General features: G+C 60.5%; 21 protein-coding genes. 11 read left to right on the forward strand and 10 right to left on the reverse strand.

Annotated features, from left to right (window positions below; all coding sequences use genetic code 11):
- Positions 1 to 35: 35 nt before the first annotated feature.
- From PSH90_RS11395 to PSH90_RS11410, 4 genes are all read right to left on the reverse strand, one after another.
- Positions 36 to 1064, reverse strand: a complete 1029-nt coding sequence (locus PSH90_RS11395) for a transketolase family protein (RefSeq protein WP_056785075.1) — start codon at positions 1062 to 1064, stop codon at positions 36 to 38.
- Complete coding sequence (locus tag PSH90_RS11400) at positions 1061 to 1909, reverse strand: transketolase (RefSeq protein ID WP_150635577.1); 849 nt, start codon at positions 1907 to 1909, stop codon at positions 1061 to 1063. The genes PSH90_RS11395 and PSH90_RS11400 overlap by 4 nt, the downstream gene beginning before the upstream one ends.
- A 17-nt stretch (positions 1910 to 1926) precedes the next feature.
- Positions 1927 to 3225, reverse strand: coding sequence for an MFS transporter (locus PSH90_RS11405; protein WP_041480451.1), 1299 nt, complete (start codon positions 3223 to 3225; stop codon positions 1927 to 1929).
- 100 nt (positions 3226 to 3325) lie between these two features.
- Complete coding sequence (locus PSH90_RS11410; RefSeq protein WP_073474913.1) at positions 3326 to 4075, reverse strand: SDR family NAD(P)-dependent oxidoreductase; 750 nt, start codon at positions 4073 to 4075, stop codon at positions 3326 to 3328.
- Between the two features lie 194 nt (positions 4076 to 4269).
- On the opposite strand from PSH90_RS11410, the gene PSH90_RS11415 reads away from it, so the two are divergent.
- Together PSH90_RS11415 and PSH90_RS11420 are read left to right on the forward strand one after the other, a co-directional pair.
- A complete protein-coding gene (locus PSH90_RS11415) occupies positions 4270 to 5187 on the forward strand; it encodes a LysR substrate-binding domain-containing protein (protein WP_252877962.1) in 918 nt (305 codons plus the stop codon).
- 223 nt (positions 5188 to 5410) lie between these two features.
- The gene (locus PSH90_RS11420) at positions 5411 to 5653 is read left to right on the forward strand and encodes a hypothetical protein (protein ID WP_305382793.1); all 243 of its coding nucleotides are present in this window, start codon (positions 5411 to 5413) and stop codon (positions 5651 to 5653) included.
- Between the two features lie 200 nt (positions 5654 to 5853).
- Here the strand turns inward: PSH90_RS11420 and PSH90_RS11425 are convergent, their stop codons facing one another.
- Positions 5854 to 6762 (reverse strand): LysR family transcriptional regulator, encoded by a 909-nt coding sequence (locus tag PSH90_RS11425; RefSeq protein WP_095179691.1) that lies wholly within the window; start codon positions 6760 to 6762, stop codon positions 5854 to 5856.
- Positions 6763 to 6896: 134 nt separating this feature from the next.
- Here PSH90_RS11425 and PSH90_RS11430 point away from each other — a divergent pair, with 134 nt between their 5' ends.
- From PSH90_RS11430 to PSH90_RS11440, 3 genes are all read left to right on the forward strand, one after another.
- On the forward strand, positions 6897 to 7898 hold the full coding sequence (locus PSH90_RS11430) for an alpha/beta hydrolase (protein ID WP_305382795.1): 1002 nt from the start codon (positions 6897 to 6899) through the stop codon (positions 7896 to 7898).
- Positions 7899 to 7922: 24 nt separating this feature from the next.
- Positions 7923 to 8357 carry a cyclophilin-like fold protein gene (locus tag PSH90_RS11435; protein WP_224787240.1) on the forward strand — a complete coding sequence of 145 codons (435 nt, stop codon included), beginning with the start codon at positions 7923 to 7925 and terminating at the stop codon, positions 8355 to 8357.
- Between the two features lie 141 nt (positions 8358 to 8498).
- Positions 8499 to 9131, forward strand: a complete 633-nt coding sequence (locus PSH90_RS11440) for a carboxymuconolactone decarboxylase family protein (RefSeq protein WP_224787239.1) — start codon at positions 8499 to 8501, stop codon at positions 9129 to 9131.
- A gap of 39 nt (positions 9132 to 9170) precedes the next feature.
- Here the strand turns inward: PSH90_RS11440 and PSH90_RS11445 are convergent, their stop codons facing one another.
- Positions 9171 to 10169, reverse strand: a complete 999-nt coding sequence (locus PSH90_RS11445; RefSeq protein WP_305383125.1) for an AraC family transcriptional regulator — start codon at positions 10167 to 10169, stop codon at positions 9171 to 9173.
- A 62-nt stretch (positions 10170 to 10231) separates the two neighbouring features.
- On the opposite strand from PSH90_RS11445, the gene PSH90_RS11450 reads away from it, so the two are divergent.
- Positions 10232 to 11455 carry an MFS transporter gene (locus PSH90_RS11450; RefSeq protein ID WP_305382796.1) on the forward strand — a complete coding sequence of 408 codons (1224 nt, stop codon included), beginning with the start codon at positions 10232 to 10234 and terminating at the stop codon, positions 11453 to 11455.
- A gap of 53 nt (positions 11456 to 11508) precedes the next feature.
- Here the strand turns inward: PSH90_RS11450 and msrA are convergent, their stop codons facing one another.
- From msrA to PSH90_RS11465, 3 genes are all read right to left on the reverse strand, one after another.
- On the reverse strand, positions 11509 to 12015 hold the full coding sequence (gene msrA, locus PSH90_RS11455; protein WP_305382797.1) for a peptide-methionine (S)-S-oxide reductase MsrA: 507 nt from the start codon (positions 12013 to 12015) through the stop codon (positions 11509 to 11511).
- Positions 12016 to 12161: 146 nt separating this feature from the next.
- Entirely contained in the window at positions 12162 to 12947 is a 786-nt protein-coding gene (gene sseB / locus PSH90_RS11460) for an enhanced serine sensitivity protein SseB (RefSeq protein ID WP_305382799.1), read from the reverse strand.
- A gap of 238 nt (positions 12948 to 13185) precedes the next feature.
- Positions 13186 to 15312, reverse strand: coding sequence for a TonB-dependent receptor domain-containing protein (locus PSH90_RS11465; protein ID WP_305382801.1), 2127 nt, complete (start codon positions 15310 to 15312; stop codon positions 13186 to 13188).
- Positions 15313 to 15502: 190 nt separating this feature from the next.
- On the opposite strand from PSH90_RS11465, the gene ppk2 reads away from it, so the two are divergent.
- The 5 genes from ppk2 to cydB all read left to right on the forward strand — a co-directional run bounded on the left by ppk2 (position 15503) and on the right by cydB (position 20042).
- Positions 15503 to 16318 (forward strand): polyphosphate kinase 2, encoded by an 816-nt coding sequence (gene ppk2, locus PSH90_RS11470; RefSeq protein ID WP_056785103.1) that lies wholly within the window; start codon positions 15503 to 15505, stop codon positions 16316 to 16318.
- Between the two features lie 704 nt (positions 16319 to 17022).
- Positions 17023 to 17238: a hypothetical protein gene (locus PSH90_RS11475; protein WP_095179697.1), complete on the forward strand. Its 216-nt coding sequence runs from the start codon at positions 17023 to 17025 to the stop codon at positions 17236 to 17238.
- Between the two features lie 23 nt (positions 17239 to 17261).
- A complete protein-coding gene (locus PSH90_RS11480; RefSeq protein WP_150635567.1) occupies positions 17262 to 17651 on the forward strand; it encodes a VOC family protein in 390 nt (129 codons plus the stop codon).
- A 27-nt stretch (positions 17652 to 17678) separates the two neighbouring features.
- A complete protein-coding gene (locus PSH90_RS11485) occupies positions 17679 to 19028 on the forward strand; it encodes a cytochrome ubiquinol oxidase subunit I (protein ID WP_305382802.1) in 1350 nt (449 codons plus the stop codon).
- Between the two features lie 12 nt (positions 19029 to 19040).
- Positions 19041 to 20042, forward strand: a complete 1002-nt coding sequence (gene cydB / locus PSH90_RS11490; protein ID WP_305382803.1) for a cytochrome d ubiquinol oxidase subunit II — start codon at positions 19041 to 19043, stop codon at positions 20040 to 20042.
- 3 nt (positions 20043 to 20045) lie between these two features.
- Here cydB and PSH90_RS11495 read toward each other — a convergent pair whose 3' ends face one another.
- Complete coding sequence (locus PSH90_RS11495; protein WP_305382804.1) at positions 20046 to 22655, reverse strand: EAL domain-containing protein; 2610 nt, start codon at positions 22653 to 22655, stop codon at positions 20046 to 20048.
- Positions 22656 to 22840 lie beyond the last annotated feature (185 nt).

Genomic DNA, 22840 nt, shown 5'->3' on the forward strand with positions numbered 1-22840 from the left:
GAGCGCCTCTGATCGAAGCGCCGCCCACGGTGGAGTTACAGCCAGGCTTTGATCTGCGCGCAGACAGCCGGCGTCGAAATGCCGTAGCGATCATGCAGCGTCGGCAGGGCACCGGCGTCGAGGAAGGCGTCGGGCAACGCGATCTGTCTGAAGGTGGGCGTCACGCCATTGCGCAACAACAACCCGGCAACCGCCTCGCCCAAACCGCCGATGATCGAGCTGTTCTCGGCTGTGACCACCAGACGCCCGGATTTACGCGCTTCGGCGAGAATGGTTTGCTCATCCAGCGGCTTGATGGTCGGCACGTGCAGCACGGCCACATCAATGCCGTCGGCCTGCAATTGCTTGGCAGCTTCCAGTGAGCGCATGGTCATCAGCCCGGTGGAGATGATCAGCACGTCGTTGCCCGTGCGCAGAGTCTTGGCCTTGCCGATCTCGAATTGATAGCCGTACTCGTCCAGCACCAACGGCACATTGCCGCGCAGCAAACGCATGTAGACCGGGCCTTGGTGAGCGGCGATGGCCGGCACGGCCTGTTCGATTTCCAGCGCATCGCACGGGTCGACAATCATCAGATTGGGCATGGCGCGGAAAATAGCCAGATCATCGGTGGCCTGGTGGCTCGGCCCGTAGCCGGTAGTGAGGCCGGGCAAACCGCAGACGATTTTGACGTTGAGGTTTTCCTCGGCGATGGCCATGCAGATGAAGTCGTAAGCGCGGCGTGAAGCGAACACCGCGTAGGTGGTGGCAAACGGCACGAAACCCTCACGCGCCATGCCCGCCGCAGCGCTCATCAGCAACTGTTCGGCCATGCCCATCTGATAGAAACGCTCCGGATGCGCCTTGGCGAAAATGTGCAGGTCGGTGTACTTGGACAGGTCCGCAGAGAGACCGACGATGTCCGCGCGCTGATCTGCCAGCGCCGCGAGCGCATGGCCGAACGGTGCCGAGCGGGTCGCCTGGCCCTCGGAGGCAATCGAGGCAATCATCGCCGAGGTGGTCAGGCGCTTTTTCACCGGCGCGCCAGTAGCAGTCGAAGGCGCAGTGTTGGCGGCATTGCTCATTGGTCTTTTCCTTCTTCAAGGTTGCTCAGTGCCAGGTCCCATTCGTGCTCTTCGACGCGAATGAAGTGGGTCTTTTCCCGGTTCTCCAGAAACGGCACGCCTTTGCCCATTTTCGTGTCGCAGATGATCACGCGCGGTTGCCCGCCGGGGTGATTGCGGGCGGCATCGAATGCAGCGACCAGGGCGTCGAGGTCATTGCCGTCGACGCGCTGGGTGAACCAGCCGAAGGCTTGCCAGCGATCGACAATGGGTTCGAACGAAAGAATCTCGCTGGAGTAACCGTCGGCCTGCTGGTTGTTGACGTCGACTATGGCGATCAGGTTGTCGAGTTTCCAGTGCGAAGCCGACATCACCGCTTCCCAGGTCGAGCCTTCATTGAGTTCGCCATCGGACAGCAGGTTGTAGACGAACGAGGCCGAGCCTTTGCGCTTGAGGCCCAGGCAGGCACCGACCGCGATACCCAGGCCCTGACCCAGCGAACCGCCGGTGATTTCCATCCCCGGGGTGTAGGCGGCCATGCCCGACATCGGCAGGCGGCTGTCATCCGAACCGTAGGTTTCCAGCTCGTCGAGCGGAATGATCTCGGCTTCGATCAGCGCTGCGTACAGCGCAATGGCGTAGTGGCCGATGGAGAGATAGAAGCGATCGCGCTGCTCCCATTCGGGATCTGCGGGGCGATGATTCATCGCATGAAAGTAAGACACCGCCAGCAGGTCAGCCGCGCCGAGGGCCTGGCCCACATAGCCCTGGCCCTGAACCTGGCCCATGCGCAATGCATGGCGGCGAATGTTGTGCGCGCGCTGGGTCAGGCTCAGCGATGCAGCGTGTGCAAGATTAGTCGTCATGATGAAACTCCGTTGACTCAACGATTGACCAAAGCGGCGGGAATACGCAGGACCAGGCTCGCGCCGAGGAACAGCACCCCGGTGATGAGGTACATGCCGATGGCGCTGGAACCGGTCAGGGTAGTGATCCAGCCGATCAGATAGGGCGAGCAGAATCCGGCGAGGTTGGCGAAGCTGTTGACCGCGGCGATGCCGGCCGCCGCAGACACGCCGCCGAGCAGCGTGGTGGGCAGCATCCAGAACAACGAGGTGGCGGATAGAATGCCGGAGGCGGCCAGGCACAGGCTGAGGATCGACAAGGTCGGATTGCCGCCCATCATCGCTGCCAGGCTCAAGCCGATCGCACCGGCGATCATCGGCACGATCAGGTGCCAGCGGCGCTCGCGATGTTTGTCGCCACTGCGGCCGACCAGGAGCATGGCGGCGATGGCGCACAGGTAAGGCAGGCTGGTCAGGAAACCGATGTGCAGCGGGTCGGAAACCCCTGCGTTACGCACCAGTGTCGGCAGCCAAAAGGTGATCGCGTATTGGCCCATCACCACACAGAAGTAGATCGCCGCCAGCAGCCACAAGCGCCGGTCGCGGATGAACTCGCCGACCGAGGCATGGGTGACCTTTTGCTGGTCGTCTTCGGCCAGCTCGCGAGTGATCAGCGCTTTTTCTTCGTCATTGAGCCAGGTCGCCTGATGCACGCCGTCCTTCAGATAACTCAGTACCAGCAGGCCGACGAGCACGGTGGGCACCGCTTCCAAAACGAACATCCACTGCCAGCCGGCCCAGCCGTGCACACCGGCAAAGTGGTTCATGATCCAGCCCGAAAGCGGGCCACCGACCATGCCTGACAGCGGAATGGCGATAAACCACAACACGGTCATGCGCGCCCGCCGATAGGACGGAAACCAGTAGGTGAGGTAGAGCAGCAGGCCCGGCGCCAGACCGGCTTCGGCAATCCCGAGGAGAAAGCGCAGGGCATAGAACTGCCAGGCGGTTTCGACGAAGGCAAACAGCGCCGAGACGATGCCCCAGGTGATCATGATCCGCGCAATCCACACTCGCGCGCCGACCTTGTGCAGGATGATGTTGCTGGGCACTTCGCAAAGGAAATAGCCGATGAAAAACACCCCGGCGCCCAGTCCGTAGACTGTTTCGCTGAGGGCCAGATCGTTCATCATTTGCAGTTTGGCGAAACCGACGTTGACCCGGTCCAGATAGGCGCACAGGTAGCAAAGCATCAGGAACGGCATCAGCCGCCAGGCCGTTTTGCGATAGGCAGAAGAACGCACGGTCGAAACCGCTTCGAGCGACAGGGTAGTCATGATGGTCTGATCTCTTGTTTTTATTGACCGCCAGGCCATCAGGCCCGGCTGCGTCATCGATCCAGAACCGCACGGGCCACGCAGGCCCGCCCAGAGTTACTCAGTGAATCAGCATGCCGCCGTTCACATCGAGGGTGATGCCGGTCAGATAAGCGGACAGGTCGCTGGCCAGAAACAGCGCGGCGTTGGCGACGTCCTGCGCTTGACCCAGGCGCCCGAGCGGAATGCCTTCGATGATGGCGTGGCGGCGGTCATCCTGCATCAGGCCGCCGGTGATGTCGGTGTGAATCAGGCCCGGGGCGATGGAGTTGACGCGGATATTGTCCGGCCCCAATTCCCGCGCCATGGCCTTGCCCAGCCCCAGCACACCGGCCTTGGCCGCGCTGTAATGCGGGCCACCGAAGATGCCGCCGCCGCGCTGGGCAGACACAGACGACATGCAGACGATGCTGCCGGAAGACTGTTGGCGCATCAGCGGAATCACCGCCTGGGACATGAGCAAAGTGCCGCGCAGGCTGACGTCCAGCACCTTGTCGTAGTCCGAAGGGCGAATATCCAGAGTCTTCAGTGGCTGGGTAATGCCGGCGTTGTTGACGAGGATATCGATGCGCCCGAAGTGCTCGATGATGGCGGCGACAGCTTGCTGAACCTGCGCTTCGTCGGCCACGTTGGCCGCCAGGCCCAGATGACCTTCGCCCAGTGCTGCGGCGGCGTCACGTGCTGCGGATGCATCCAGATCGAGGATGACCACGCGAGCGCCGTGTTGCGCAAATGTGCTGGCGGTAGCGCGGCCAATGCCACGGGCAGATGCGGCACCGGTAATGATTGCGACTTTGCCTTGAAGAAGCATGGAGGATTCCCTCGAATTGTTTTTATTGGGTCGGTGTGTAAGTAACCGATGACTCAGCTTGTCCTCCGGGGCGAGCGTGAGCAATAACGCGGAAGTCACTCAATGCTGAAAAAAATTCAGCACTCGTCAGACCGTTTCGCAAATGCTTGAATGAAACCGGTCCGTACATCACAAGAAATCACCACGGAGTCCCTATGCGCTCAGACACTGAGGCATCGATCATCCTGCCACCGCTGAAAGCAATTCAGGCCTTCGAACAAACCGCGCGCTTCGGCAACGTCGCCAGAGCGGCGGAAGTGCTGGACCTGACACCCTCGGCAGTCAGCCATCAACTGGCGAAACTGGAAGGGATGATCGGCCGGCAATTATTCGTCCGTGCTGCCCGTGGCGTCTCGCTGACGCCGGTCGGCGAGCAATACCTCAAGGAAGTCTCCGGGATTCTGCACAGTCTCGCCGTTGCCACCGAGCGTGCGGCCAGCGATGTCAGCCTCGATTGCCTGCGCTTGCACTCATCGCCAAGCTTCGGCCTGCTCTGGCTGATGCCGCGCCTGGAAGCGTTTCGTGCGAGTCATCCGGACATACAGATCAATCTGTCGTGCTCCTATGAATCGCTGCACTTCAGTCGCGACAAGATCGACGTCGATATCCGCCATGGTCTGCCGAACTGGCCAAGCTATGAGGTGCGCACGGTCAGGAACGAGACGTTCGCGGTGCTGACCTCACCGAAACTGCTCGCGCAACGCCCGGTACGCGGCGCGTCGGATCTGCTGGAGTGCGATCTGATTCTGTCGGAAGCCACTCTGCTCAAATGGCCGCAATGGTTTGCCCAGCATGGTCTGGCGCGTCCGGAACGGCCTTACGCATTGAGCTTCGATCGCTCGTACATGTCGCTGGAAGCGGCGAGTCATGGCTTGGGTTTCGCGCTGGAAAGCACATTGCTTGCGCAGAAGTATCTGGCAGCGGGCACGTTGGTTGAAGTAGCGCCTGAATCACTGAGTGCTGCGGTGGCGGCGCACCATTTGGTGTATCCCAAGGCGCATTCGAGCTTTCCACGGGTGAGGCGTTTTCTGGCGTGGATGGAGAGCGAATTGGGCCACGAGTTCGCGTATTGAGTCGGGATTAATTCTTTCAAACTCTCTGAACTGCTCAAGGTCAATCCATCATCGGTCTTGATCATTCACGCAAGAACGCACTTTACCGCGCGCTGCCGATCCGCGAAAAACCAAAGGCTGAGCAGGCTGTTGTTTTCTGTGTTCATCGTTTCTTTAGAAGGGGCTGATTTATGGTCATCACATGTCTGGGATGGAGATCACTGATCTGTAAGCCGGGGAAGCGATGAGCACTTGCAGCCAGGCGCAGATTGCCGCGATCTTTGATCAGCTGTTGGCACTGCGAGAAAGCGTGGACATTCTTCAACACGTAGAGAGCAGTAGCGTCGAGTCGCTGCGTGGCCATCAGACCGTGGACGCTCCCGAGTCGCTGGATCTGGTGTTTCAAAAGCTGCATGAAGACATCGCCAGCATGGAGGAAACCTTGGCGACGATTGCCGAGGCTACCGGGGATGTGTCGAAGTTGTGAGGCGCGCGCGGGGTGGCATGCAGAGATGATTTGCCTGGTCTGGCGTCTTCGCGAGCAGGCTCGCTCCCACAATGGATTTGTGAATCGATTGATTTCCGGGATCTGACGCAAAACCCTGTGGGAGCGAGCCTGCTCGCGAAAGCCCTGGGTCAGGCACTTACTCTGTTGGATGTGCCGACGCTATCGGAGCAGGCTCGCTCCTACAACGGGGCTGGGTCTCTGACCACGCGCAACGCATCCACCACCAGTGAAAACGCCGGCGACGGTTGGCGGCGGCTGGGGTAGTAGAGGTGGAAGCCACCGAACGGTTCGCACCAGTCTTCCAGCACCCTGACCAAACGCCCTTCAGCCAGATGCGTACCGAACTCGTCTTCAGGCAGGTAGGCAATCCCTAACCCGTTCACAGCCGCGTCGGCGATGTGCACGGTGGAGTTGAACACCAGTTGCCCGTCGACTCGCACTTTCAACTTTTTGCCCTGACGCTCGAATTCCCATGCATCGACGCCGTCGTAGGTCGGAAAACGGATGTCGATGCAACGGTGCGCCGCCAGATCGCGCGGATGTTGCGGGGCGGGGTGCTGGGCGAAGTAGCTGGGCGACGCGACCACGGCCATGCGCAGTGGCGGGCCGATCGGTACGGCGATCATGTCCTGGGCGACGGTATCGCTGAAACGCACGCCGGCATCGAAGCGATCGGCAACGATGTCGCGGAAACCGTAGTTGATATCGAACTCGAGCTTGATGTCCGGGTATTGCAGCAATAGTGGCGTCAGCTTGGGCAGCAGAGTGGTCTTGATGATGTTGTCGCCGCAGGTGATGCGCACCGTGCCGGCGGGCTTGTCGCGCAACTCGGTCAGGGCGTCCAGCTCGGCTTCGATCTCATCGAAACGATGACCCACGGTGTGCAGCAAGCGTTCGCCGGCCGCGGTCAGTGACACGCTGCGCGTAGTGCGGGTCAGCAGGCGAATTTTCAGACGCGCTTCCAGCGCCGAGACTACCTGGCTCACCGCCGATTGCGTCACGCCCAGTTGCACCGCCGCGCGGGTGAAGCTGCCGCTGCGGGCAACGGTGACGAAGGCGAGCAGGTCGTTGAAATTGGGTTTGGCCATGGCGCAATGCTCAGGTTTATTGATTAGCAGTGTTTATAACCGCATTAAGCACTCATTAGCTAATCAAAGCCTAGAGCCTGCGCAACAATACCTTCATCCCGGCCACGCCTGGCTTCTCGATCAAGGACGCCCCCATGAAACGACTGTTCATACTGCTCGGGTTTCTCCTGAGTTCATTCACTGCATTCGGAGCTGACATGTCCCACGGTGCCGACAATTTCTTCAAAAGCGACAAGGTGACCGCGCAGAAGGTCAGCTTCAGCAACCTGTTTGTCCCTAAAGGACTCGACCCGGCAGCCCGCAGCGCGGCGATTATCGTTGGTCATCCGATGGGCGCGGTAAAGGAGCAGAGCGCCAATCTGTACGCACAGAAACTGGCGGAGCAGGGCTTTGTCACCTTGTCGCTGGATCTGTCGTTCTGGGGCGAAAGCGAGGGCGCGCCGCGCAATGCCGTGCTGCCGGATATGTACGCCGAAGACTTCAGCGCGGCCGTCGATTACCTCGGCACACGGCCATTCATCGACCGCGAGCGCATCGGCGTGTTGGGCATTTGCGGTAGCGGCAGCTTCGTGATCAGCGCGGCGAAAATCGACCCGCGCATGAAAGCCATCGCCACGGTCAGCATGTACGACATGGGCGCCGCCAACCGTGACGGCCTAAAGCATTCGCAAAGCCTTGCGCAGCGCAAGCAGATCATTGCGCAAGCGGCCGAGCAGCGTTACGCCGAGTTCACTGGCGGCAAGGTCGAATACACCGGCGGCACGGTGCTGGAACTGAAGGCCGACACCCATCCGATCCAGCGTGAATTCTTCGATTTCTACCGCACCCCGCGCGGCGAATTCACCCCGGCCAGCTCGACGCCGCAACAGACCACGCGCCCGACGCTGAGCAGCAACACCAAGTTCATGAACTTCTATCCATTCGTCGATATCGAGAGCATCTCGCCGCGCCCGATGTTGTTTATTGCCGGTGCCGATGCGCACTCCCGTGAGTTCAGCGAAGAGGCGTTCCGGTTGGCGGGGCAGCCGAAAGAACTGGTGATTGTGCCGAATGCCGGTCATGTCGATCTGTACGACCGGGCCGAGCTGATTCCTTTTGCCAAGCTGACGCAGTTCTTCAAGAGCAACCTGAAGTAACTTTCAACGCGACGGAGCAAAGCGATGCGGATTTTTGCCAACGGCTGGAAGGGATTCGTACTGATGGCATGGCTGCCCTTTGCTCAGTCTGCTGCTAACCCGGAGGAGACCACGATGTGGATGACCGTCGGAGAACACCGTTTTGCCATTGCTCTTGAGGACAACCCGAGCACTCGGCAATTGCTCACGCGATTGCCGCTGAGCCTGAACATGGTCGACCTGCACAGCAACGAAAAATACGCCACCGTGCAGCCGCCCTTGCCCACGCAGCCCTATCGGCCGGGCACGATCCACAACGGCGATTTCCTTTTGTATGGCGACGATACGTTGGTGGTCTTCTACAAAACCTTCGATTCGTCTTACCGCTATTCGCGCCTTGGTCGCATCGACCGGCCGCAGGACTTGGCCGAGACCTTGGGGCGTGGCGATGTGCGGGTGACGTTCACGCTGGATGAGTGAGGAGATTCATTGATGAAGCTGAAAAACCTGCATCAGCCGCGCCTTCTGCGCATTGTGGCTCTCGGCTGCGCGGTCCTCGCCAGCGCAGCCTGCGTGAATCCTCTGTGCGCCAATCCTTCCCGATCACCGGAGAAACCGATCATGCAAGAACAACCTCTGACGCTTAAGCAACTGGCGATCGCCCCGATTGCCGCCAACGCTGCAATCGGCGACATGCCGCGTTTGCACGACGCACTCAATCGCGGCCTCGATGCCGGGTTGAGCATCAGCGAAACCAAGGAAGTTCTGGTGCAGCTGTACGCCTACGCCGGGTTCCCACGCAGCCTCAACGCCTTGTCCTTGCTAATGAAGGTTGTGCAGGAACGCGCCGCGCGGGGCATTGAAGACGCGCCCGGACGAGAGCCCGGCCCGGTTCCGTCGGGGTATGCACTTACCGAACTCGGCACCGACAATCAGACCCGTCTGGTCGGCGCGCCAGTGTCCGGCCCGCTCTTCGAATTCGCCCCGGCGATCGATCAGTTCCTGAAAGTGCACTTGTTCGGCGACATCTTCGCCCGCGACAACCTGGCATGGACGGATCGGGAACTGGCGACGGTTGGCGCGCTGGCGGCAATGGCTGGGGTGGAATCGCAGCTGGAGTCACATTTGAAGATCAGTCTGAATGTGGGATTGACGGTTGAGCAGTTGCGGCAAGTGGCGCAGGAGTTGGAGGCGCGCGGGGATTTGCAGGCTGCTGAGCGGGTGGGCGCGGGGCTGGGGAAAATCCAGCGGTGAGGGCGGCTCGGATTCATTGCCGCCCTGTTAACGCAATTTCTACAGTGCGCGCTGGCGCCGACTCGCTCCCGGTGAGCTTCCCGTTATCCGCTTGAACGCACGACTGAACGCCGCTTGGGAGGTGTAGCCCAAGCGCTGCGCCACTTCTTCGATCGGCAGTCTTTCCAGTGTCAGCCACTGACTGGCCAGGCGCATGCGCAGTTCGGTGGCGTAGCGCAGCGGCGGGGTGCCGAGGGTGGTCTGGAAGCGTTCGGCGAAGACCGAGCGTGAGGTGTTGCACAGCGTTGCCAGCTCGGCGACGCTCCAGTCGCGCCCCGGTTGTTGGTGCAGGGCCAGCAAAGCTTTCGCCAGACGAGGGTCGCGCAGGGCTGCGACGAGACCGGAGGCATTGCCGCAAGCGCATTCGACCCAGCCACGAACAATCATTGCCGCCACTACGTCGGCAAGGCGAGCGAGAATGCCGGCGAAGCCGATGCGCGCTGCGCTGACTTCGCGTTCCATGGTCGCAAGAATCGGCATGAGTCCCGGATAACGCTGGCCGCCGGCGTCGATCAGCATCAGTCCCGGCATCAGCCGACCGAGGCCCTGCAGGCTGCCGAGCTCGAACTCCATACAGCCACTGAAGAGCAGGGCGCTATCGGGCGAAACGGCGCTGTGACCGACCTGCACCGCGCAGACCGTATCGCCGAGTGGCGCGGCGACGGCGCTGTCAATGTCCTGCACTTCGGCGTTTGGGTGTGACAGCAACTGGTGCGCGGCACCATGGGCAATGAATACCGCATTGCCCGCCGCCAACTCGTAAAGGCTGCCGTCCTCCAGTCGCAACACCGTCGATCCAGCGGCAACGAAGTGGAAATACGCATGGCCGGATTTGTCGCTGAAACCCAGACCATACGGCGGACTGGCGTGGATCCGCCGATACTGCACGCCACGCAGACGCATGCTGCGCAGCAATTCTGTGATCAGGTCTGATGACAGTGAAAAGGAATCAGTGCTGCTCATGTTCGGGGTTTCGATCAAAAGTTCAAGACTGCGCATCATAGATCATCCGGTTTGCCGTCAATAGACTGCCCTCTCGAAATGTCCGAGGGAGTCTGGAAATGAATGAACGTGTAGGTGATGGGCGAGCTGAAGAGGAGCCGATGGTTCCTGCGTGGATGGCGGTTTTCTCACTGGCGATGGGTGTGTTCGGTTTACTCACCGCAGAATATCTGCCGGCCAGCCTGCTGACGCCGATGGCGCTCGACCTTGGCGTCAGCGAAGCCCTGGCCGGGCAAGCAGTGACGGTGACCGCAGTGGTGGCGCTCTTTGCCGGATTGCTCGTACCTGGATTGACGCGCAGTCTTGATCGGCGGCTGGTCTTGCTCGGTTTCTCGGTACTGATGATCGCGTCGAATCTGCTGGTGGCGCTGTCGTCGAGCCTCGCAGTGTTGCTGATCATGCGCATCCTTTTGGGCATAGCTCTGGGCGGATTCTGGAGCATGGCGGCGGCCGTGGCGATGCGCCTGGTGCCGGCGGCGGTGCTGCCACGGGCGCTGTCGATTATCTTCAGCGGGATCGCCGTGGGGACCGTGGTCGCGGTGCCATTGGGCAGCTATCTCGGCGGCCAGTTTGGCTGGCGCAGTGCGTTTTTCGCAGCTGCGGCGGTTGGCGTGGTGACGCTGGTCTTTCAAATGTTCACGTTACCGAGTCTGGCGCCACATCGACCGTCACGCCTGCGTACGGTGCTTGAGGTGTTGCTGCGACCGGGCATTGCCATTGGCATGTTCGGCTGTGTATTGGTGCACACCGGCCACTTCGCGTTGTTCACCTATATCAGGCCATTTCTGGAAAGCACCACCGGAGTCGGCGCGCAGACGCTGGCGCTGATGCTGCTCGGTTTCGGCGTGGCGAACTTTGCCGGCACGCTGTTCGCCGGCTGGCTGTTGCAGCGCAATCCACGCGCAACACTGGTGCTGATGCCGGTGTTGGTGGGCGTTGCTGCTCTGGCGTTGGTCGGGTTACCGGCGTCGCTCACCGGGCAGGCGTTGCTTCTGGCTCTGTGGGGGATGGCCTTCGGTGGCGTGCCGGTGGCATGGTCGAACTGGGTGGCGCGATCGATACCCGATCAGGCCGAAAGCGCAGGCGGCATGGTCGTCGCATCGGTGCAGTCGGCGATTGCCGCAGGCGCCGCCGCCGGCGGTTCGGTGTTCAGTTTCAGCGGCATCAATGGCGTGTTTGTAGCAGCTGGAATTCTGATGTTGCTGGCCGCGCTGCTGATTGCCCTGAAGGTCAATGTCGATGTGCCGGAGCCGGGTTCGGCGGCTTTGCCAGTGCATTTGTGATGTGATCAGGGCGGGGCGGTGGCGAAGCACTGAAGCCCCGCCGATCCCTCTCTTCAACCGCGCTTGGGCAGTTTCCAGTTCGGCCGGATGAAGTGGCAGGTGTAGCCGTTCGGAATCCGCTCCAGATAATCCTGATGCTCGGGTTCCGCTTCCCAGAATGGCCCGGCCGGTTCTATTTCCGTAACCACTCGGCCCGGCCACAATTTCGATGCGTCGACGTCGGCGGCGGTGTCTTCAGCGACGGCGCGCTGCTCGTCGTTGAGGTAGTAGATCGCCGACCGGTAGCTCGGGCCAAGATCGTTGACCTGACGGTTGGGCGTGCTCGGGTCGTGGATCTGAAAGAAGAACTCAAGGATCTGCCGGTAGCTGATCACGGCCGGATCAAACTCGATTTCGATGGCTTCGGCGTGGTTGCCGTGATTGCGATAGGTCGCATTCGGCACATCGCCGCCGGTGTAGCCGACGCGGGTTTTCAGCACACCCGGATAGCGGCGCAACAGATCCTGCATGCCCCAGAAGCAGCCGCCGGCGAGAATGGCAGTTTCGGATTGAGTGGTCATGGTGTGTGCTTCCTATCGAGACGATGGGGGGATACCCACTGTTATGAGGGCGGGTTGAGAGAATCCAAGGTTACGCTCATCAGAATCGACCACTGGCTCGCTGATCAAGCGACATGCAGGCGACTGCGATCTTCGTCAGATCGTATTCAACCAAAGCCAAAGAACGAACGCAGCTTGCTTGGCGACTTGCGCTCGTAGAACGGTTTGGTCTCCTTGAGGAAGTAATCACTCAGCCCGGCTTGTCCCGTCAGCACGCGACAAAAATCAACTGGCCCGCCATCAGGGGCTGTGTCCCCGGCGACATTGCCGGCTTCGCGCATGACCTGTTCGATATCGCCATCCGCTTCGATGCCGACGATCAGGTGCGGTTTGTCATCAACCGATGGGTCGTGCATCAACGCCAGGAATGCGCGTGTCACATTGGGATGTTTGGCCAGCAATTGCGAGAGCGAATGCACCATCGTCGTTGGATACTCGGAAGGCTGTCCGAGCAAAACATTGGTTTCTTTTTCAACGGTGCGCTGCATGGCCGGCCGGCCTATTTCGCCCGAAAGCAGGCGTTGCACTTCATCCGGAATGAATTCCTTGCCGTACGGCGACTTCGGATTGAGAAAGAGCAGCGCGCCCAGAGTGATTTCGAACAATGATCGTGCCGGTATCTCCACATAACTCTGTTCGCTGTCGATGGATTGTTGCAGCGTCGGCAGCGAGGAGAAGCACGGAATGACAGGCGTGCCATCGGGCTTCTGCCAATGGGCGATGCTGATGTTGCTGCCGGCTTCGAGATTGACATGACCCTGCACCCCACCGGCGGTACCGAGGATGTAGACGGTGGAATCCAGAAGTGTGCGATAGAACTCAGGGCGATGCGCGGGTTCGTCCGCGGCCAGTCGCAGTGATGTTTCCAGTGGGTTTTCTTGGGAAGTATCCATGAGGTCAGTCCGTTATTTTCAATGGAGAGCGATGATTATCTGGTCGGTCCGAGGAGACGTGCTGTCACGATGATACTCGTCCAGAGATTCGAATCCTGCGTCGTTCTAACCAACACCACAAAGCCAACTGTGGGAGCGAGCCTGCTCGCGAAGGCGTCGTGTCAGTTGAAATAACTCACGGCTGATACACCGCTTTCGCGAGCAGGCTCGCTCCCACATTTGAATTTCGCGTTGGGTCTTATAGCAAACTCCACGAAACCCCAACATAAACCCCCATCCCTTCACCCGGAGTCGACCGCGCAGCATCCAGACCTTTGTCGTCATACCCCGGCGTGACCGTTGCCGCATAACGCTTGCCGGTCAGGTTGCGCATGTCCACCCAACCTTGCCAGTCGCCCTTCGGGGCGTTGTAGCCCAGGGTGGCGCCGAACAGGGCGTAGGGGTCGGCGTAGTAGCTGTTGGCGTAGTCCACGGCAACTTTGGACACCAGTTGCGTATTCACGGCGGCGAAGAAACCCTGCGGCCAGTCGTAACGCAGTTCGCCCTGGTAATAATGCATCGGCAGGCCCGGCAAGCGGTTGTCGCCGAAGCGTTCGTCGTCGCGGTAGTGGAAGTCGCTGAAGGTGTAGGCCTGGCGCAAGCTCAACTGGCGGCCGTCGGCGGCGGTCCAGAGTTTGCTGTTGAGGCTGGCCTCGATGCCCTGGTGCACGGTCGGGCTGGCGTTGAGTTCGTAGGGCGTGACGGCGTTGGCGTCCGGCAGTACTGAGAGCAGTTCGTGACGAACTTGGGCGAAGTACCAGGCCAGGCTCCATTCGCCCAAATGGCTGTCGCCATGGCCGCCGAGTTCCAGAGTGGTTGCAGTCTGGTTTTGCAGCTCGACCGGGTCGCGCTGGGTGCCGGTGGCGGCGCCGTTGCCGGCAGGGAAGCGCACGTTGGAGCTGTAGATCAGCGACCACGGGTGCGGTGCTTCGACGGAGCGGCTGAGGTTGCCGAACACTTGCTCGTCCGGGGTGATCTGGTAGCGCAGGCCGATGCGCGGTGCATAGTCCCAGTCGCTGAGACTTGTTTTGCCGCCGCCCTGCGGATAGGTCACGGCGCTTTCGCGGCGGGTGTAGATGGCGGCAAGGCCGGTGGTCAGCCACAGGTCGTCGGCAATTTCCAGGTCATTGCCGAAATGCAGAACGGTGTCCGAACCCTGATAAGTGAAGTTGCGCATCCGCGTGCCCGGGGCATAGCTGGCGGTGTTGCCACTCGGGATGCGCACGAACTCGCTGGCGCCATCGTTGGGCAGGTGCTTGGTCACGCGCAGGCCGACGTTGCTGCGGCTTTCCATACCGAACAAAGTGTCGCGGCGCTTGTAGTCGAAGGTGCCGCTAACGTCGGTGTAAGCCACCTTCAGCCGGTTCGGGCCTTCGCGCAAATCCATCGGGTAGTCGTGGTAGGCGAGGCCGGTCTGGATGCTCGAATCGTCGTCGAGATAGAACGTGGTCTTGTTGCCGATGAAGGTACTGCCGGGCTGCTTGCGGCTGTCATCGCGCGCCACATACGCCGGGTTGGCTGCCCGTGGGCTGTGTTCGATGGAATGCTTGGTCACGCGACCGGCGAGGTCGTTATCGGTTTCGCGATAGCGGAAGTAGAAGCGGGTTTCCAGACTCGGGTTGAAGCGATAGCCGAAGTTGGCGACCAGGCCTTTGCTCTCGCTGGCGGTGTGGTCCTGATAGCCGTCGGCGTTGGCATCGGTCAGGGACACGTAGTAATCGAAATCTCCCAGCACTTGCCCGGAGCTGACCTGGCGCTGCTGATAGCCATGGCTGCCGGTGGCGTAGCGCACGTGCAGCTTTGGCGCGGTGTAACCGGTGTGGCTGACGTAATCGATAGCGCCGCCCAGTGCCAGCGCGCCGCGATCGAAGCCGTTGGCGCCGCGCAGCACTTCGACATGGTCGACCCACAACGGCTCGAGCAATTCATAAGGTGTGCCGCCGGGGCCGGTCAGCGGCAAGCCATCCAGCATCGTGTAGAGCCCCGAGGCGTGGGCGCCGGGTGCGCGGTTGATACCTGAACCACGGATGGAAATCTTCACGCCTTCGTTGCCCGCCGACTGTGCATACACCCCCGGCTGATAGGCCAGCACATCCTGATTGCTGGCAACGCGGCCCTGCAACGGCTGGCGCATGTCGACCACGTTGGTGCCGCCGGGAACCTGCTCAAGGCGTTCCCGCGCTTCTTCGACCGCTGCATCGCTGCCACTGCGCTCATCTGCCGAAATCAGCACTTGCCCCAGCTCCAGACCTTGGGTCTCGGCCATCGCCGGGCAGGCCAGGGCCAGACCGAGCAGGGCAGTGGGCAATGATTTGGACGACGGCATCGAAAAAACTCCAGCAAACAGGGGATCGGGCAATGAACAGTGCGACGTCGGAACAACCTCAGGAAACACATGGCGACAGGGCTTTTTTGCCCGGCAATGGCAAACAACCGGGCGTGAACTAACCTCACGGATCAGGCCCTTCGGGTCAATAAACAAATTCAGCGGGCTGTTGAAGCGCGAGGACAGGTTCATGGCGAAAGACAAGAAGAAACCTGCAAAGGCAATCGAACGTCCGCGCTTGAAAAACAAGGACTATCTCGAACAGCTGCGCAAGCTCCACGTTGAGCTGGTCAAGCTGCAGGAGTGGGTCATCGCCAAAGGTGTCAAGGTGTGTATTGTTTTCGAAGGCCGCGACGGTGCGGGCAAGGGCGGGGTGATCAAGGCGATCACGGAACGCGTCAGCCCACGGGTGTTCCGCGTGATGGCATTACCGGCGCCAACCGATCGAGAAAAAAGTCAGATGCATGTACAGCGCTATCTGCCGCATCTGCCGGCGGGCGGCGAGGTGGTGATTTTCGACCGCAGTTGGTACAACCGCGCCGGTGTCGAACGGGTCATGGGTTTTTGTACGGAGGAGCAGGCCGACAAGTTTCTCAAGTCGATTCCTTGGGTGGAGAACGCCATCGTTGATTCGGGGGTGATCCTGCTCAAGTACTGGCTTGAGGTCAGTCCGGAGGAACAGACCCGCCGGCTCGAAGCGCGAATCAATGACGGGCGCAAGATCTGGAAACTGACACCCATGGATCTGAAATCCTACAGCCGCTGGTATGACTACTCACGGGCGCGGGACGAAATGTTCAAGCACACCGACACCGATTGGGCGCCGTGGAGGGTTGCCGACTCGAATGACAAACGTCGTGCGCGGCTGAACATCATCACTGATCTGCTCAGTCGCATCCCCTATGAAGAGGTGAAGCGCGACAAGGTCGAGTTGCCGAAACGGCAGAAGCCGGGCAAGTACCGGGAGCCGGATTATGCGTACAAGCGGGTGGCGGAGCGGTTTTGACATTTGCGGGTTTTTTGGGCGTGGCGGCCTTTGGGCCGACCAGGCTCTTGGGGTTTTGGGTGTATATCCGTTTTTTCGGGTGTTGCGGCTGGCGGTTCCGCTCTTACAGCGGGTCACTTTTGCAGACGCCCAAAAGTAACCAAAACGCTTTGCTCCTGCGTTCGGCCCTCGCAGGCTCGGGTTCCTTCGCTCCGGGATCGATCCTGGCGCAGCGGCTCCGGTTTGCTTCGCTGCACCTACACTCGCTGTGTACGACTGCGTCGTACGGTCGCTGCGCTCCCACGCCCGGATCAATCCCTCCACTCAGCCTTCCGACGTCGCCGGTGAGTCAAGATCAAAAGCACTCGAGCTTGCGCTCATTGTTGAGTGGTGCGGCTTCGCCGCGGGCAGCTGCGCTGCTTTGCGTTTGCTTTGTAGGCGAGCCTGCTCGCGAAGGCGGCCTGACAGCCGACCTGTTCTTGAGGTGGTACGCGATCCAACTGTAGGTGCTGCCGAAGGCTGCGATCTTTTGATTTTGCTTTTCTGTGGGAGTGAGCCTGCTCGCGATGACGGAGGAACATTCAAATTTAATTTGACAGATATACCGCTATCGCGAGCAGGCTCACTCCGACAAGGTTTTGCGCATCAACCGTCCATCCGTCGTCTGCCCTGAACCTCTCTCTCGCTGATTTTTCTACCGGGTAAGTCCCTCAGGAGATACTGGTATGTTCGATCAGCAAAAGCAGGCATCACTGGCGGCATGGCGCAAGATGGCAGAGCAGGCCGAGGGCGATCTGGATCCGGAACAGCAATATGACGAGCTGCTCAAGGCTGCGGATCAGATGGAGGAGCAAGGCCTGATCACCAGTGCCGAATGGCGCCAGTTGGTGCGTGACGCCGGCAACGTGTTCACCTTGAACCAAGAACAGCCACAGCGCTGACAGCTGTCATCGGAGGACGTCCCATGCTCAGTTATCTGTTTATCGGCGCCAACGATGTCGAGCGTTCGGCAGCTTTCTACAAGGCGATTCTGACGCCGCTGGGCTACCGGCATGATCGCGAAGAACACTACTGTTTTTACCTGCCCGATTGCATCGACAAGTCCAACGGCCCCGGCAGTGTGCACATCTCGCAACCGTTCAATGGTGAGCCGGCGACACCCGGCAACGGCATGATGCCGGCGTTTCGCGCCGACTCGCGGCACCAGGTCGATCAGGTGCACAAGGCCGGGCTCGACAGTGGCGGCAGCAATGAAGGACCGCCGGGCACGCGCGAAGCCTATACGCCGGACTTTTACGTGGCCTATCTGCGCGACCCCGAAGGCAACAAGCTGGCTGTGTTCTACAGCGGCTGATGGATGGAGCCTGTTGATTCGGCCCTGATGGCCGCCCGCGCTCAGTTCGCAATCACGATCAGCTTTCACATCGTGCTGGCGGCGTTCAGCATCGGTCTGGCGAATTTCCTCATGGTGCTGGAAGCGTTGTGGTTGAAAACCGGGCGCCAGGTTTATCTGGATGTTTATCGTTACTGGCTCAAGGTATTCGCCCTCAACGTTGCGGTGGGCACGGCGTCGGGATTGATTCTGGAGTATCAGTTCGGCCTCAACTGGTCGCGGCTGTCGGTGCAGGCCGGTGATGTCCTCGGTCCGCTGATGTTCTATGAAGTGATGGCGGCGTTTTTCATCGAAGCGGGTTTCCTTGGCATCATGCTGTTCGGCTTGAAGAAAGTCGGCCCGCGTCTGCACTTTTTTGCCACGTGCGCGGTGACGGTGGGCTCGCTGATCAGCGCGTTCTGGATTCTGTCTGCCAACTCCTGGATGCAAACCCCGGCCGGCTATTCGATTGGCGCGGACGGGCGTTTCCTTGCCGAGGACTGGTGGGCAATCATCTTCAATCCTTCGTTTCCCTATCGCTTGGCGCACATGCTGCTTGCCGTGTTCATCGGCAGCGCGACGCTGATTGCCGGGATCAGTGCCTGGCAATTGCGCAAGGCCCCGGAAAATCCGCGTGCTCGCCTGCAATTCTCCATGGCGCTGTGGGTGATTGCGCTGCTGATGCCGGTGCAGATTGTCGTCGGGGATCTGCATGGCCGGCACAGTTTGCAAGCTCAGCCGCAGAAAGTGGCGGCGATCGAAGGTTCATGGACGCGCCCGGCCCAAGGGGCAGGGGAGCCACTGCGGCTGTTCGCATGGCCGGATATGCAAGAGCGCCGCAACCACTGGGAGGTGGCGATTCCGCGCATTGGTTCCCTGTACCTGCAGCATGACCTGACCAGCACCATCGCCGCGCTTGATGAATTTCCGGCTGAGGACATCCCGCCCGTGGCGCCAGTGTTTTTCGCGTTCCGGCTGATGGTCGGGCTGGGCCTGTTGATGCTCGGGCAGGGTGTGGTCAGCCTGATCCTGCGCCGACGTAATCGCCTGTACACGGCGCGCCGGTGGTTGGGCGCGTGCGTGCTGCTGGCGCCAGCGGGGTTTCTGGCGATGCTCAGCGGCTGGGTCGTCACCGAAGTGGGGCGACAGCCGTTTACGGTTTACGGATTGATGCGCACGGCGGACAGTCTGTCATCGGTGTCCAGGGCTCAAGTCGTCGGGTCGACGTGGCTGATTCTGCTGTTTTATCTGCTGATCTTCGGCATCGGTCTGTGGGTGTTGCTGCGCCTGTTGCGCGAGCCGCCACAGCAGGATCAACCCGGGCCGCAGCCCACCCTTGCCGACGAAACCGGGCACTGAGGAATAGCAGACATGGACACGGACTGGCTGACTCTGTTGTGCGCCGCCGCACTGGCGTTCTCGGTCATGAACTACGTGGTGCTCGACGGCACCGATCTGGGCGTCGGCATGCTCATGGGCCTCACGGATTGCAAACACCAGCGACGAGCCATGGCGGTGTCGATTCTGCCGGTGTGGGACGCCAACGAAACCTGGCTGGTGCTCGGCGGCGGCGGGCTGCTGGCGTTGTTTCCGCTGGCGTACGCGATCTTGCTACCGGCCTTGTACGTGCCTTTTATCGTGATGTTCCTCGCCTTGATCGCGCGGGCCATGGCGCTGGAGTTTCGCGATTACGCACCGAACGAGCGACGCAAGCGCATCGTCGACGGCGTGTTGGCCCTGGCTTCGCTGCTGACCGGATTGGTCCAAGGCATGGTGCTCGGCACTCTCGTGCAAGGCGTTGCGCATCAGGGCGGTCAGTACATTGGCGATGGCCGCGACTGGCTGAATCCTTTCCCGGTATTTTGCGGTTTGGTGCTGGTGCTCGGTTACGTCTGGCTGGGGACGTGCTGGTTGTACTGGCGGACCCTGGATGAATTGCAGCAGCACTCGGCCCGCCAGGCCCGCGTCTTGGCGCTGGTCGTCGTGGCGTTATTGCTGGTGCTGATCGCATGGACGGCGACGTTGCAGCCGCAATATGCCCGGCGGCTTGCCGAAATTCGGCTGTGGTTGCCGGCAGGGGTCATCCTCTGTGCTCTAGGATGGATATTCAGCAAAGGCTTTCACAGCCGCTTCGACTCCATCCCGCTGTTCGCCGCATTGGGCGTTTTCGTCCTGGCTTTCGCGGTGATGCTGGTCGCGCTATTTCCCTTCATCATTCCGCCGGATCTGACTTTGAGCGAAGCAGCCTCAAGCCCCACCAGCCAGATCTTCATGCTGGTCGGATTCGCCGTGCTGATCCCCATCACGCTGGCCTACAACACCTTCGGTTTCCGCGTGTTCAGCGGCAAGGTGCGCGTTGCCAACGATGGTTGAGATTCACGTTACCCGACCTTTTTTGCTCACCAGCGACAGTCGCGAGGCTCGTAGCAGATCAGCAAAAGCCGCCTTGTCGATCGGCCGACTCATGAAATAACCCTGCACCTCGTTGCATTGATCCTTGCCGAGAATCGCCAGTTGCTCCTCGGTCTCGACGCCTTCGGCCGTCACCGTCAGCCCCATAGCTTTGCCCAGACCGATGATCGCTTGCACCACGGCACGGTCGTTGGTGCCGCTGCTGATTGAGGCGATGAAGCGTTTGTCGATCTTGATTCCGTCGAACGGATAGGCGCGCAGATAACCGAGCGACGAATAGCCGGTGCCGAAGTCGTCCATGTTCAGACGCACGCCGAGCTCTTTGAGCTGATTCATGGTGGTCAGCGCGCCGTCGGTGTCGTTGAGCATCACGTTTTCGGTGATCTCCAGCTCCAGACGGCTGGCCGGGAAACGCGTATCCACCAGCACTTCACGAACATCCTCGACGACATCGCTGAGGGCGAACTGCGCAGGCGAGAGGTTGACCGACAGCAGAATGTCATGGGGCCATTCCAGCGCGGTTTCGCAGGCTTCGCGCAGCACCCAGCGGCCCAGCGGGACGATCAGGTCGGTCTGCTCGGCCAGCGGAATGAACACGTCCGGTCCGAGCAACCCTTGGGTCGGATGCTGCCAGCGCACCAGCGCTTCCACCGAAACGATGTGTTTGCCATCGACCTTGTAGCGCGGCTGATAGTGCAGGACGAATTCGTTGTGCTTGAGCGCATGGCGCAGGTCATCTTCCATTTGCCGGCGCGTCTGGATCTGGTCGCTCATGTGCGCTTCGAAATAGCACCAGGTGTTCTTGCCGTCGGACTTGGCCTGATACAGAGCGATGTCGGCGTAGCGGATCAGATCGCTGGCGACGAAACCGTGCCGACGACTCAGGGCGATGCCGACACTGGCACCGATATGCAGTGGATGCTGTTCGTAGAGGATCGGCTGATGCAGGCTGCCGATCAGCCGTGTGCAGAATTTGTCGATCTCGTTATGGCTGTCCATGCCATTGAGCACCACGACGAATTCATCACCACCGAGGCGGGCGACGAGGTCGTGCTCGCGGGTGCATTCGCGCAGACGCGTGGCGACTTCCTGGAGTACCGCGTCACCGGCAGGATGGCCGAGGGAATCGTTGATCGGTTTGAAGTTGTCCAGATCGATCATCAGCAGCGACAGCGGTGGCGAGTGTTCTTTCAATATCAGTACTTCATCCAGATAACGCGCCAGTTTGTTGCGGTTGGGCAGACCGGTCAGGGCGTCATGCATCGACAGGTGCTGGATCTGCGCATGGGCGGCGACTTCGTCGGTGATATCGCTGGCAGTACCGCGATAGCCGACGACGCTGTCCTTGTCGAAAATCGGCCGCGCCGAGAGCCGGCAGTGGCGTGGCTGCCCGGAGTGATCGCGATAAGTGCAGCGCAAATCGCCGGCGCTGTTTTCTTCGCTGAGTTTGCGCAGCCACAGCTCCAGTGGCGTGGTGTCGCAAGTCAGTAATTCGCCGATGTCCTGGCCCAGCCACAGGGCTTGCGGGTAGCCGGTGACTTCGCTGAAGCGCGCCGACAGATAGGTCAGCGCCAACTGATCATCAACTTCCCAGATCCAGTCCGACGCCGCTTCGGCCACGGCGCGAAAGCGTTCTTCACTGGCTTCGAGCGCATGATTGGCGGCTTCAAGGGCCTGATTCGACGCCTGCATCGCATGGATACTGTTGTCGACGTATTGCGAAGAGCGCAGGGCGTGGCGGAAAAAGTATGCCGTCAGCAGCATCAGCACCAGAAACGTCGCGCCGAGCGGCGGCACCAGCGTCCACAACAATTGCTGACCGGGCCGTTGCAGGTCGGCGACCAGGCTGTACCCGGTGCTGTCGAGCGGCACGCTTGGATGGCCTTTTTCAATGGTGTCGTCCGGGACCAGGGTCAGGTTCGTCAGGCCATAACCGCTGCCGATTTTGCGCAGTTTGGTCGGGGTCAGCTTGTCGACGAACACCAGCACCGAGGTGTTTCTCAGTTCATCCAGCGGGCGCTCGTCGTTGGGAATGATCGCGGCAGCGGTGATCAACGCCGGCCAGCCTTCGAACAATGAATAGCTACTGATCGGCTTGGTCAGGTCAGGCTGACTCAGCACCTGCTCGACCAACGCCGAGGCGGGCGCTTGCAGTACGCTGGATACGTCGGTTTCAACCATCTGCCCGCGAATCACCGCGTACTTGGTGCGATTGCGATCGAGGACGAACACGCCGTCGTAGCCGTCGCTGGTGAACAGTGTCTTGCCCATGTTCTGTTCGGTATAGGCCCAATCGACGTCGATCGGCCCGCTCAAGGCCTCATAGGCGCGGGTCCAGTAGGCGTAACTGGTGATGTAGTTTTTCGACGCGGTGATGCGGTTTTCCACGGCGCGCACGGAATAGAACTGGTTCTGTTCCAGATCCTTCGCGTCGAGGGTATTGGCAATGCCAAGCAAGGTGCTGATCGCGGCAATGACACCTGCGACAAACAGTGCGCCAACGGCGATGGCCAGGCGCCGGGTCACGGCGCGTTGCGGGGTGGGGATTGGCTGCGCAGGGAGAATAACGGCCATGTGCTCGTCCTTGATCCGGTGTCTTCTGAATCTAGAACAATGGCGAGCGCACAATGTTCAGATTGTTGTTATTGGTATCGCCTGGATTTTTTCAAAGTGTAGCGAATCCGTTGGAATTTCCAGAACCGCCGGCCAGCGGCGAATCCCGAAAGGGCGAGACTTCCCGCACAAAAACCGGATAATGG

This window comes from Pseudomonas sp. FP1762, from assembly GCF_030687105.1.
Taxonomy (GTDB): domain Bacteria; phylum Pseudomonadota; class Gammaproteobacteria; order Pseudomonadales; family Pseudomonadaceae; genus Aquipseudomonas; species Aquipseudomonas siliginis.